The organism is Streptomyces sp. NPDC045026, from assembly GCF_056432625.1.
Genome location: NZ_JBWKIS010000040.1, coordinates 1 through 12795 on the forward strand (window position 1 = coordinate 1; position 12795 = coordinate 12795).

General features: G+C 69.4%; 10 protein-coding genes. 3 read left to right on the forward strand and 7 right to left on the reverse strand.

The genetic code is table 11. The features are described from left to right. Window positions 1-211 precede the first annotated feature (211 nt). Both AC07EJ_RS42485 and AC07EJ_RS42490 read right to left on the reverse strand, forming a co-directional pair. Window positions 212-2599 carry an Ig domain-containing protein gene (locus tag AC07EJ_RS42485; protein ID WP_389486504.1) on the reverse strand — a complete coding sequence of 796 codons (2388 nt, stop codon included), beginning with the start codon at window positions 2597-2599 and terminating at the stop codon, window positions 212-214. A gap of 68 nt (window positions 2600-2667) precedes the next feature. After that, window positions 2668-3993, reverse strand: coding sequence for a Gfo/Idh/MocA family protein (locus tag AC07EJ_RS42490; RefSeq protein WP_389486506.1), 1326 nt, complete (start codon window positions 3991-3993; stop codon window positions 2668-2670). Window positions 3994-4555: 562 nt separating this feature from the next. Between AC07EJ_RS42490 and AC07EJ_RS42495 the strand changes: the two genes are divergently transcribed. Both AC07EJ_RS42495 and AC07EJ_RS42500 read left to right on the forward strand, forming a co-directional pair. Beyond that, window positions 4556-5620 (forward strand): ROK family protein, encoded by a 1065-nt coding sequence (locus AC07EJ_RS42495; protein ID WP_389486508.1) that lies wholly within the window; start codon window positions 4556-4558, stop codon window positions 5618-5620. 167 nt (window positions 5621-5787) lie between these two features. After that, window positions 5788-7005, forward strand: coding sequence for a metallophosphoesterase (locus AC07EJ_RS42500; RefSeq protein WP_389486510.1), 1218 nt, complete (start codon window positions 5788-5790; stop codon window positions 7003-7005). Window positions 7006-7117: 112 nt separating this feature from the next. Here AC07EJ_RS42500 and AC07EJ_RS42505 read toward each other — a convergent pair whose 3' ends face one another. The 5 genes from AC07EJ_RS42505 to AC07EJ_RS42525 form a co-directional block, all read right to left on the reverse strand. Then, entirely contained in the window at window positions 7118-7798 is a 681-nt protein-coding gene (locus AC07EJ_RS42505) for a class I SAM-dependent methyltransferase (protein ID WP_478886241.1), read from the reverse strand. Window positions 7799-7916: 118 nt separating this feature from the next. After that, window positions 7917-9029 (reverse strand): ABC transporter substrate-binding protein, encoded by a 1113-nt coding sequence (locus AC07EJ_RS42510; RefSeq protein WP_478886242.1) that lies wholly within the window; start codon window positions 9027-9029, stop codon window positions 7917-7919. A gap of 93 nt (window positions 9030-9122) precedes the next feature. Next, window positions 9123-9620, reverse strand: coding sequence for a GNAT family N-acetyltransferase (locus tag AC07EJ_RS42515; RefSeq protein ID WP_389486516.1), 498 nt, complete (start codon window positions 9618-9620; stop codon window positions 9123-9125). Between the two features lie 117 nt (window positions 9621-9737). After that, a complete protein-coding gene (locus AC07EJ_RS42520) occupies window positions 9738-11021 on the reverse strand; it encodes a low temperature requirement protein A (RefSeq protein ID WP_478886243.1) in 1284 nt (427 codons plus the stop codon). Window positions 11022-11177: 156 nt separating this feature from the next. Next, window positions 11178-12209, reverse strand: coding sequence for a chitinase (locus AC07EJ_RS42525; RefSeq protein WP_389486520.1), 1032 nt, complete (start codon window positions 12207-12209; stop codon window positions 11178-11180). A gap of 160 nt (window positions 12210-12369) precedes the next feature. Here AC07EJ_RS42525 and AC07EJ_RS42530 point away from each other — a divergent pair, with 160 nt between their 5' ends. Further along, entirely contained in the window at window positions 12370-12789 is a 420-nt protein-coding gene (locus tag AC07EJ_RS42530; RefSeq protein ID WP_478886244.1) for a hypothetical protein, read from the forward strand. Window positions 12790-12795 lie beyond the last annotated feature (6 nt).

Here is a 12795-nt window from a genome sequence, read left to right on the forward strand (position 1 = left end):
GTGAAGATTCGACACCTCCACCACACACGGAGGCCTTCGCCCTCTTCAAGGCCCGCGCGTGTCAACAACGCTCATGCTCAATACAGCTAGGGCCTCTCGTCTGGACCATGCCGGGCTCACGGGGTCTGGCACCACTCCCTGACCCGGCCTGATCCGAACGAAAGACCCTAGATCCACAGTAGTGAGACCGTGCCGTTCACATGTCGCTCGCTCACCGCCCGACGGTCAGCCGGTACGTCCGGGAGGCATCCGCGAGGCCCGCCGTGCTGCGTGCCGTGATCGTGAAGCGGGCTGTGCCCCGCGCGGTGGGTGTGCCCGTGATGCCTCCGGTGTCCTGGTTGAGGTGCAGGCCGTCGGGCAGGGCGCCCGCGGATATCGCGTAGCGGACCGTCGCAGGGGTGTTGGTGGTGACGCGGGCCCCGTACAGGCGGTTGTGCTGTGCGGTGGGCAGGGCGTCGGCGGACAGGGCGGGGGTCGGGGTGAGGACGCGTTCGGGCGTGCCGGTCGGGGTGCCGTCCGCATCGGTCTGCTGGAGGGACCATTCCTTGCCGGGGGTGACGACGTCGAGGTGCCAGTTCGTGGTCAGGTCCCGCAGCCGCGTGCGCTGCGCCTCGGTGAACGCACCGACGTTGCGGGCCGCTTCCCACTGCTTGATGGCGTCGAGGATGCGCAGTGCCTTCTCGCCGCCCGCGGTCAGGTCGGCGATGCCGCCCTGGAAGCCGACGCCTGCGTTCAGGCCCGCGGCGCGCGCCAGCTTGCCTTCGATGCTGACGAGCGTCTCGGACGACCTGAGGCTGATCCAACCCAGCATTCCGGGAAGAAAGTTGGCGCGATAGAAGTCGTTGTTGACGAGGACCTGGTTCCAGGAGGTGACGCCGACCTCGCCCCAGCTCGCCCGGGTCAGCGCGTCCCAGGTGTTGGACGACATCCTGCTGGTCTCGGTGACGAAGCCGTCCTTGCGCCGGTTCTTCCTGTAGGTGCCGTTGATGAGGCGCGCCATGCCGTAGCTGCCCCAGCCCGACTCTCCCGCGGACTCCACACCGTCGTACGAGTTGGCGCGGATGCCGGTGGTGTTCCAGGCGGTGGAGAGCCGGTCGGCGATCTCGTCGATGATGCCGATGCCGCCGATGGGGCTGTTGTAGCTGTTGAGCAGGACGCGCGCGGCGGTGTCGCCGCCGGCGTGGGAGACGGCGGTCGAGCCCCATTGGGCGCGTTTGACTCCCGTCAGTTCCCACGTGTCGCCTGACTGCGTGGCGCTGGCGTACTGCACAAACTCGTCGCCGATGCGCAGCATCTGGCCGTACGGGCCGCTGCCGAGGAGTGCGCCGGCATCGAGGGCGAGGGTGGTGTCCGTCGCGGTGAGCGGGCGGGAGAGTCGGGCGCGGCCGCCGAGGGCGAGGCGCGGGTCGGCGGGAGCGGTGACGTAGGCGTCGTCGGTGGAGATGAAGTCGGAGATGGTGTGCACGCCGATGTGGACGCCGGCGGCCTCGGCGGCACGCACGGCCGCCGTCGCACCGGCGTCGTCGCCGCCGAGCGAGGAGTCGAACTGGTAGTGGCCGGTGGTCTGCCAGGGGCCCACGGCGTTGGGCAGGGAGTAGACGCAGCCGACGCCCGCGGCCTGCGCGAGACGGGCCGCGTCCGGGACGGTCGCGGTCTTCAGGTCGTGGAACACGAGGAAGGACTCGCTGCTGGCCTGGGCCGTCTTCTGCCACTGGCCGTTCTGGGTGGGGTACGGCAGTCCTTCGGCGGCGGCGACGGCCGACAGGACGGTCGGGGTGAGGTCCGGCGCGGCACCGAAGAGGGCGATGCGCGAGCCGGTCACCCGCCCCTGGCCGCCGGGCAGCGGGCCGACGGGGATGCGGTATCCGGCGCGGGTCCCGCGCGGGCGCTCCTTGGTGTAGTCGAAGGTGAAGGCACGCAGTAGGGAGCCCCACGGAGTGCTCCCGGCCACGCTCCACTCCTCGTGCGGGGCGACCTGGAGGTCGGACGGGTTGTCGGCGACCTCGCTCTCCCAGCCGAGGTCCTGGTACTCCTGGGGCCAGGCGCCCTCGGTGCGGTCGGTGAGCGGGCGCAGCCCGAGCGCGAACGCGTCGTCGCGTACGACGCCGACGCACTCGCCGACCGTCTGCGTCACGTTCGTCGCGATCGGCCCCCACAGCAGCGTCTGTACGTCCGCGCCGCGGGGTCCCTGGACCCGTACGGCTTCGAGCGTGGTGTAGGTGCTCTTCGCCCGCACCTGCACGTCGACGGTCATTCCGGCGGTGTCGTGGGTGAAGCGCAGCAGGGAGTGGCCGGCGCGGGTGACGCGGGTCGGCCGGACCTGCTTGCCGTCGACGACGAGGCTGACGAGCGAGGCCGATCTACCGTCGGCGGCGTACTCGTGACCGGTGCGGGTGTCGAGCAGGGAGACGACGGTGCCGGCCGCGTCGAGGCCGACGGCGAGGTGTCCTGCGGTGAGGGTGAGCGTGCCCTTGGTGTCCAGGGGCACGGCCGCAGTTGACCGTCCGGCGGCGCCGGCGGGTGCGGTCGCGGTGACGCCCAGGCCCAGCGCCAGTGCGCCGGCTCCGAGGACCGTTCTTCGGGACGGGTACGTGCTCATGGCTTTCTCCTTCTTCCACGGTGATTTCACGGTGGTTCCACGGTGGTCACAGGTCGGAGTGGCACGGGCTACAGGTGCACGACCTGTCCCGTACGCCGCGCGTGTTCCGCGGCGAAGACGATGCGGTTGGTGTCGCGGCTCTCCCGGGCGCCGGTCAGGAGCAGTTCGGGGCGCCCTTGGTGCAGGGCCCGCAGGAACGCGGACATCAGCCCTTCGTCGCCGCCGCCGTGGCCCTCGGCGGCGGAGGAACCGCCGTTGTCCGTGTCGACGACGGTGCGTTCGTCGGTGGCGAAGTCGTAGATCTCGATGGTCCGGCCGTCGCCGGTGAGCTGGCCGCGCGTACCGAAGATCTTGGTGTGGCGGTTCTCCTGCGGGGTGAACGCGGTCAGCGTGAACGCGGCGGTGATCCCGCCCTCGTATTCCAGGTTCACCACCTGGTGGTCGACGACGTCGTTGTCGCTGCGGTACACGCAGCGTCCGTACGGTCCGGTGCGCAGGGCCTGGTGGACCGCCTCCTCGGTCAGTTCCTCGGACACGATGCTGGTGAAGTACCGCTTGACGCCGCCCTCGCGCAGCCCCACCTGGTACAGCTTCTGTGCCGCATACGGGCAACTGCACTGCGCCAGTGGGCAGTCGAGGCAGCGCTCGGTCGAGTCGGCGGGCGCGTTCTCCGGCCGGAAGTGGCGCAGCGAACCGAACGAGGAGACGGCGCGCACGGGCCGTCCGACGAGGTGGCTGAGCCAGTCGATGTCGTGGCAGGACTTGGACAGCAGCGTGAACGTCGACTCGTCCGTGCGGCGCCAGTTGCCTCGGACGAAGGAGTGGGCGAAGTGCCAGTAGCCGATGGGTTCAAGGTGCTGGACGGAGACGATGTCGCCGATGCGTCCCGCGTCGAGGAACTCCTTGAGGCGGCGCGTGTAGGGCGCGTACCGCATCACGTGGCAGACGGTCAGCGAGACCCCGGCCTCGTGTGCGGCGGCGGTGATCCCGTCGACGTCCTCGGTGCTCAGCGCCATCGGCTTCTCGAGCAGCAGGTCGTAGCCGAGCGCCGCGAACGCCTGGGCGGCTTCCAGGTGTTGGGCGTCCTGTACGGCGATGACGACGGCGTCGGCGAGGCGTGGCCGGGCGGCCAGTTCGCGCCAGTCGGCGAACCGGGCGTCGTCCGGGACGCCGTGCCGCAGGGCCAGGGCGGTGCGGCGCGCGGCCCGCGGTTCCGCGATCGCCGTGATGCGCACGGGCGTCTCCGCGCGCTCGGCGAGCTCCAGATATCCGGCGCCGCGTGCGCCGGCTCCGGCGACGGCGAGGGTCAGCGGGCGGTCGAGGGGGTGGCCGTGATGAGCGTGCAGATTGGCGAACGGGGCGGTCTGGGAGGGCAGTTGGGTCACGTACGTCATCCCTTGACGGCTCCTCCGGTGAGGCCCCTGACGAGGTGCCTCTCTGGAGGGCGAGGTAGAAGATCAGGACGGGCAGCGCGGCGCGGAACAGCAGGCCGAAGACCTGGTCGTAGTCGGCCTGGTGCTCGCCGGGGGTGCGGTGGACGCCGATGGTGACGATGACGATGACGGTGATGGTGATGGTGATGGTGCCGCCGGCCGGGCCGAGGATGATCAGCGGGTTGAGGAAGTCGTTCCGGATCCACACGGGCGGCTCGGCCGTCCCCGTCGTCGGCGGACGTCGTGCCCGACGGGGTGCATGCATCGGCAACAAGGCCAAGAAGCGGCAAGGGCAGGGTGGTTCGGGCGATACGGTGCACGGATCACACTCGTTTCGGGCGGAAGCCGACGGCCGCGGCGGACGGAAACGCGCTGCCACCCGGGCGGTTTTATTTCTGCTACCTTCTGAAATAAAGCGGCTCGATAGTCCACCCGGACCGCCACCACGTCAAGGGGGTCGATTCACATCGCTGCCACATCGGGGGCCGATTCCTCGCTGCTGCGCCGGTTCAACCAGGCCGCCGTGCTACGCGCCCTGCACGCCGCCGCGGACAGCGGGCTGACCCTCACCGAGCTGGTCAAGGCCACCGAAGTCGCCCGCGCCACCGTCGAGAACGCGCTGGCCGGTCTCGTCGAGCAGGGCCTGGCCGCGGAGGTCACCCCCGACCCCGACGCGCCCCGACTCCTGGGCCGCCCCGCCAAGCGCTACCGGTTCCGCGCCGAGTCCGGCTTCGTCCTCGGCCTCGACATAGGCGTCCACAAGGCACTCGCCCTCGTCTGCGACCTGGCCGGCACCGTGCTCGGGGTGCGCCGCACCGCCTTGGGGCCCGACCTGTCCCCGGACCAACGCATCGCCTCCGCACGGGCGTTGGGCCACCGGACGCTGCGCGGCGCCGGCCTGCAGACCGACGCCGTACGGGCCGTGGGCGTCGGCACCACCGGGATCGTCGACGCCGAACACACCGTCACGATCAGCTCCGTGCTGCCCGAGTGGCAGGGCACGAACCTCGCGTCCGCGTTCGAGACGACCTTCGGCGCACCCGTCGTCGCCGGAAACGACTCCAAGCTGGCGGCGCTCGGCGAGCGCTGGCGCGGCGGCGCCACCGACGCCCGCGACGTCGTCTACGTCCATGTGGGACGCCGCATCTCGGCCGGCATCCTGCTCGACGGCACCGTGCTGCACGGCCGGCACGGCGCGGCCGGCGAGATCGGCATGCTGCCCAGCTCCGGCTGGTACACCGCGCATCGGCGACTCCTGGACCGGTGGGGCACGCCCGAGCGGCTCTTCGACGCGGCACGCTCCGACGACCCCGCGGCGATCAAGGCCCTGGACGACTTCGCCGCCGACCTCGTCCAGGGCGTCGCCGCCGTGGTCCTCACCGTCGACCCGGAGGCGGTCGTCATCGGCGGCGGTCTCTCGCGCGCCGGCGAACTCCTGCTCGCTCCCCTGCGCAGCCGCCTCGCCGAGCTCTGCCTCTTCCCCGTGACCGTGGTCGCCTCCCAACTCGGCGACGAGGCAGTGGCCCACGGAGCGCTCCGGCTCGCCCTCGACGGAGTGGAGAACCGCCTGTTCGCCATCGAGCGTTGAGCATCGAGCACTGAGCATTGAGCACTGAGACCATCTTCGGCAGGGCCAGCACGGGGACGCTCCTCAGGCCCGCCCCGCCGGCGGGCGCTTGCTGCCTACGTCGGACCTCCACGCAAGATTCTCCGACCGTTCACCGAGTGGGCGAAGTTACCTGCGAGAAACATAGGATGTGCGATGACGAGTACATCCCCCCGCGGCCCGACCTCACCGAGTCCCAGTGGCTGGACCTGGACACGACCATCACCACCACGGGCCGCCCGGTACCTGCCGCCGGCGCCCCGTCCGGACTGCTCGGCCGGCGCACCGTGCTGGGCGGCGCCGTAGCCCTGGCCGTGCTGCCGCAGGCCGCAGCCGCCGCGCCGAGATCCAGCACCGCCGCCGACGTCCCGGTGGCCAAGTTCCCCTTCCCTGACCGGCCTGGTCCCGACGGCGAGTACGCCGTACTGCTGACCGGGGACGCGGGCACCGGAGACGACGCCCAGTACGCCGTGGCCGCGGCCGCCAAGGCGATATGCCGCACCGAAGGCGTCTCGCTCGCTGTCGGTCTCGGCGACAACCTCTACGAGAACGGCCCGGAGTCCGCGCACGACGACGAGTTCGCGACCAAGTTCGAGCAGCCCAACGACGGCATCGACGTCCCGTGGCTGATGGTTCTCGGCAACCACGACTGCTCGGGCCTCATCCCCGGCAGCGGCGGCGACCCCTCGCGAGGCGACCGCGAGGTCGCCTACGCCACGACCTCGCGGCGCTGGCACATGCCGGCCCGCTACTACTCCGCCGCGCTGCCGTCGGCCGCGGGCTCGGACGTCCCGTTGGTCGAGTTCTTCGCCATCGACACCAACCCGGTCGCCTCGACCGTGGCCCAACTGGACCCGTACTTCTACTGGAACGGTCCGTACATGCGCGAGCAGCGCCGCTGGCTGGACTCCGCGCTCTCCGCCTCGCGCGCCACGTGGAAGATCGTGATCGGCCACCACCCGTACCTGAACAACGGCAAGCACGGCAGCGCCGGTTCCTACGACGGCTTCGTCATCGGCAACTACACCAGCGGCATCCACCTCAAGGAGCTGTACGAGGAGGTGGTCTGCGGTCGAGCCGACCTGATCCTCTCCGGCCACGACCACACCCAGCAGATCCTGGAGCCGACCGCGCGCAGCCGCGGAACCCGCCAGATCGTGTGCGGCACGGCCGGCAAGTCGGGCGACGGCAAGGCCCACGGCACGCACCCGGCACGCTGGCAGGACTTCTCGCACAACGGCTTCATGGTCCTCAAGGCATCAGCGAAGAGCCTCACGGTCGACGCCTACACCGTGGACGCGACGACGTCGGCGTCGAACCTGGCCCACACCTTCACCACCACGTCCGCCTTGACGGCGGCCCGCTGAGCTCCCCAGGCTCGCCATGGCCACCGCACCCCGGGCGAGCTTCCGGGGTGCGGGAGGGCGTGCACGAGCCCGATCTGATGGCCCGACCATGCCGGCCGGTCGTGCGTCGCGCTCAACCCGAGGCTTCCTCTCCCGACCCCTTGGGCTTGTGGGCGAAGAAGAAGGCTTGCCGGCCTTGCCGGGGCTTCTCGCTCTCGTCGGGTTCACGGATCATCTGGGCATCCATGACGAGGCCGGCCTCGCTCATCAGTCCATTGACGTGTTCAGGAGACATCCAGTAGACATCGAGCGACAACTCGTGGCCGTACGCCTGGTCCAAGTGCCGTCGCCGGTCCCCCGCCTTGAACGCCAGAAGCATGTGGCCGCCCGGGGCCAGCACCCGGTGACACTCGTTGAAGACGGTCGGCAGAAGCTCCGGTGGGGTGTGGACGGTCGAGTACCAGGCGACGATGCCGCCGAGACTGCTGCCCGCCAGGTCAAGAGCGGTCATCGATCCCTCTTCGAATCGAAGACCAGGGTGCGTCCGAGAGGCGACAGCGACCATCTCGGGCGAGAGGTCGATGCCGAATACGTCCACCCCAAGTGAGTGAAGGTGGGCCGTGATGCGGCCGGGGCCACAGCCGAGGTCGGCGACCGGCCCGGTGCCTGGATCCTCTACGAGTTCGGCGAACGCGGCGAGCATCGCTCGGTCCAGCGGTTTGGCGCTCAGCTCGTCACGAAGGAGCTTCTCGCAGTCGACGGCAACGGCGTCGTAGGCCGCCCGAGTGGCTTGCAGGTAGCTCGTATCAGTCATGGTCGACGACGCTAGCCGGCAGCGGCCGGACGCCGAGCCTGAGTTGGGGGACGGAAACTCCTTACGCCCAACTCCCTGCCCGATCACTCCTCGTTCCAAGGACCACCTCCGTGCCCTCTCAGCCGGCGTGGAGGATCCGAAAGCGATCGGGTTCCGCCGGATCTCGATCAACTACTTGAATGGGCGGGCAAGTCCACTGCCACACGCTGATGCCTGGCGTGCGGGAGAACTGGATCTGTCCGCGGGTGCCCTCGACTGCAACGCGCGGCCAGGATTCGGCAATGCGCGCCCGGTCCGCGCCGTGATCACGCAGCAGATCGGCGAGAACGGCGACCGTGTCGTAGCCCTCGAAGGCGACGAAGGAGGGCGCTTCGCCCAGATGCTCACGAAGGGCCGTCTCGACTCGTGCGCCGAGAGGGCTCAGCCGCTCGGGCAGGTAGCGCAAGAACGGGACCCCAGCGCCGTCGTCGCCCAGCAGCGCCGCCCATTCGGCGAGCTCCGGTTGCCCTGCCGGAGCACCGATCAGCAGCTCGGCGAGGCGCTGGTCGTGGCGGACGGACTTGACGATCGACACTGCCGGCTCCGGATGGCCGACCAGGAGAAGGAGGGCTGTCGCGCGATGTCCGACGAGTTCGTCGCACACCGCCGCCAGGTCGAGCTCTTGCGTGTCGAGTTCGACGACGGTGCCACCGCGTGGAGCGAGGTAGTCCCGCAGAACGCGGGTCCCGGATGCCCAGTAGACACTCGGCTGGACTGCTACGGCGATTCGGCGGTGGCCTGCGCCGAGGAGGAAGTCCGCGTAGGTCTGCCAGCCGCGGGACTGCGGCGGCGCGAGGCGCGCGACCCATTCCGTCGGCTGTTCAGTGAGCGCATCGAGCACCGCTGACGAGCAGAGGAACGGCAGTCCGAGAGCATCGGCTCTGGCAGCAGCGGAGCGAGCGACGACGCTGTGATACTCCCCCGCCAAGGCAGCCACGCCCAGACGAGCCAGTTCATCTACAGCCGCCACGGCCCTCTGTGGATCAGCCGCGGTGTCCCGGACCACCAGCTCGAGTGGTCGTCCGGCGATCCCGCCGGCGTCATTGACCTCGCGGACGGCCAACTCAAGTCCAGCGAGCAAGTGTTGGCCTGCCCCGACCCAGCCAGGCCGAGTGAGCGGAACGAGAGCACCGATCCGCACGGCTGATTCGTCGGTCCGGCCCGTTCCAGCCGGCGATGGTGGCGTGCTCATGCGTTGGTGTCTCCCGAGTGGCGATTCGGTTGGTGCAGTTGCTCGTTCGGGCAGCCCTTCAAGGACACCGTCCGGGTGCCGCCCTGGGCATGGTCAGGTGACGGGCGGCAGCGACAGCCAGTGCTGCCAGGTGATGTCACGGCCCAAGTAACGAGGCTGCCGGAAGGGCCAGTTGACCGTGATCCACTCAGGCACCAGCACGTCGAGCGCGCGCTCCGCCTCGCTGTCGACAAGGTCGTCGACGACCCACCAGGAAATCTCGCCGTCGGAGCCGGTGCGCTCGGGCGGGTCGATGTAGACGCAGCCGAGGATCGCCGTCTCCTCCGCGTCCAGCAGCGCGTAGTTGAAGGACTGGTGCGCGGCTATCTCCTTCTCGTGGCGCAGCAGGTCGAGGCGGTCCTCTTCATAGGTCATCGTCTCCATGGGCCATGACCAGGCCGGGCCGAAGATCTCCCACAGGCGCTCCTGGGAGCCCATCACGGCGGGGTAGTCGAGCGGGGTGTCCGCCTCGCGGATCGGCCGCAGGTGGAGCGCGGTGTGGGGCACGGGCACGTGGACGGGGTGGACGAAGTCATCCGGCAGCCAGCTCATGGGGCGAGGCTACAACCCGCTGGTGCGGGGTGGTCCACGCGGCGTAGGTGCGCCCCTCCCGGCCGACAGCTGCAACGAGGTCCTCCACCGGGACGCCTGCCATCGAGGCACCGCTTGTCAGTTGTTCCGCGAGGCGAGTCCTTCCAGCATCTGTCGCTGGCGGCGGTGGCCGATCGTCTCGTAGCCGACCACGGTGATCAAGGGGGCCAGCATCACGATGAGGAGGCACGCGGCGATGGCGACGCCGGCCGCGGACAGGAGTACTGCTGCGAGGAGTACCGCCAGCGTGAGTGAGATCAGCAGCACCTGGAAGGCCTCGGTCGCGGACAGCAGCAGCGCGTGGAGGAGATACACCATCAGGAGGAAGAGGCCGACGGGGACGGCCAGGGAGAGGACCACGGCGACATCACTGATCTCCGAGTGGTGTTCCAGTTGCAGGCCGGCCACGTGCAGACCGGCTCCTGCACCGGCCACCCCGATGAAGAGCGGGATGTGCCCGTAGCCGAAGAGGTATCCACGGCTGCGGCGGTGCACGAGGATGTCGCCGAAGGGGGTGGCGAAGTACACCCACCACATGCCGAAGGTGAGTCCGACGCCGGCGACGACCACGGCGATCGCGTTGCCGCTCCACTGTGTCCCGTCCGCACCGCCCAGCAGCGCGCCCGAGGACGCGACGGTACCGACGACGCCCTCCCCGAGGACGATGATGGCGAACAGACTGTACCGCTCCGCGACATGGTGAGGGTGCCAAGGGGTGCCGCCTGCGTCTCCCTGGGTGAGGACAGGCAGTGCGAGTTCGAGGGCACCGAGCACGATGAAGGCGACGAACACCGCGGTGAGCGGCAGATGCGTGAACGCGACCACGACCCAACCGACCTGGACGATCACCGTCCAGCGGATGTTCGCCCTTCCGACGTCCCGGAATTCAGGGGACTCCCGGGCCGCGCGCCACCATTGCAGCACCATCGCGATCCGCATCACGACATACCCGAGCACCATCACCCTCAGTTCGAGGTGTTCGCCCTCGTCGACCGAGTGGAACATCGCGGGCAGGCCGAGCGAGAACACGACGACGCCGATCATCTGGACCATCGTCAGCGCCCGGTAGAGCCAGTCGTCCGTACCGAACGCCGAGGCGAACCAGCTGAAGCTGATCCACGCGACACTGATCGCGAACATCGCCAGCACGAACGCGGTGACCGCCTGCCCGGGATGCCCCTCGGCGACCAGCTCGGCGAAGTCGGAGGCGGCGGTTCCTACCGCGACCACGAACGTCAGGTCGAACAGCAGCTCCAGCGGTGAGGAGACCCGACCGCGTTCTTCCGGATCGCGGCCGGTCATCGGCACCCGGCTGTGTGCCAGGCTGCCGCCGGCACCGTGCGTGTGGGGGGCGTCGCTCATGCTGAGCATGATGCCGCATGGGTGCGCGTCGAGCTGAGCGATACGGAACGGGTGCCCGAGGTGCGTCGACCTCGGTCGCGGTCACAGTCTCGACCGCGACGTGGGCGTCTGGGTCGGCGTCGGCGTCTGCGTCACCCCGGTACCCGACGCGTCACCTCACCCGGCCAGAGCCTTGCCGAAGGCTCCCGAACTCTGCTGCACACCACTGCAGTTGGTGAGCGCGTCGTCCGACGAAGTATCGGCAGAGGAGCACTCCTGGTCACGGAACGTGGACCACATGGAGACCCACGCAAGGCCCTCCTTCTCCGCGAAGGCACGCAGTTGGGCGGCGTCGGAAAGGGTGAACGTCTCGTTGTCGATGTCGTTCGTGCCGAGCATCGGCGTCACGGCGAGTCCGCGCCAGGCGTTCCTGTCCGACAGCCCGAAGATGTCCGCGAGTTGGGCGTGGGCCGCCTTGGCCGACGTGATGGCGTAATCGCCCATGTCGCCGGTGTAGGACGTTCCGTAGTTCATCGTCATGATGTTGACGCTGGACACCTTCACACCCTGGTCGTTGGCCGACTCGAGGAGCGCCACGCTGTCCGCGTCCAGGCCCGAGGGCATCACGGGAAGAGTGAAGGACACCTTGAGATCGGTGCGCTTCTTCTGCAACAGGGCGATCGCCTCTGAGCGCAAAGTCACCGAGTCGGAGTCCTTGAGCGCGTCGCCCTCGATGTCGAAGTCGGCCTCGGTGGCGCCCGCGGCATCGAGCGTGGCGGCGTAGGCGTCGGCCAGCGCGGACGCGCTGCCGCACGTCTCGGCCAGTTCCTTGCCGGATGCCCCACCGAAGGAGACGCGCAGGGTCGCGCGGGACGCCTTGAGTGCCGAGATCCGCTTCTTCATCTTCGCGTCGCCGATGGCGTGCGTGCCGTTCCACGTGGGCGTGCAGGAGCTGCCGTCCGCGATGGCGAAGGCCAGGTTGTACGCGGAGGGGGTCCCGGCCACGTCCAGGTCGGAGGCGGTCGTGGCGCTGACGTAGGGGGCGAACGGGCTGGATGAGGAGGGTGCGGTCGCGGCCGGCGATGGCGCACCGTGCGGTGACGCGTCGGCCGAGTCCGAGACCGAGCTCCCCGATGAGCACCCCGCGCAGGTCGCTGCCGCCACCAGCGACACAATTGCGGCGGCCGGCCTCCCCAGAAGATTCCTCATCGCGCATGCACTCATTTCTTTCGGTCTTGTCCCGGTACTGAAACACGGAAGCCTGTGATCCAGGTGTCATCAGGCACATCACAGCGAATTGAGGGCCTTCTCAGGAGGCACACAGGAATCACTGCGAGTTGCCACATGAAGAGCCTCTAGCGTCCCGAGAATGCATTTCGATTCCTCCGTCGAAAACCGTGCCGCTGGGCGCGGAAGCCACCGCAAGCGTGGCAAGAAGGCCGAAGAGGGCCCCGTCTTCGTCGACAGCTCCGGACGCCGGGCCAAGCTGCTGCGCAGGTTCGGCCTCGTCGTGGTCGTCGCCTGTGTGGGCTACGCAGTCGTCCTCGGCCTGTCGTTCATGGGGTGGGGTGTGTCCGTGAGCACGACGGACCTGCTGCCCTTCGGCGGCGGAGGTGGCGGTGGAGGGGGCGGCGGGGCCGGCGTCGGTCGTGGTCCGGCCGAAGCCGGGTACGGCTTCCCGGGCGGCGCCGGTCAGAAGCAGGGAACGCCTCCGACCACCAGCCCGTCCCTCTCACCCAGCCCTTCACTGCCCGCCCCCTCGGTGTCAGCCACCGCCGACGCCCGCTGACGTGCA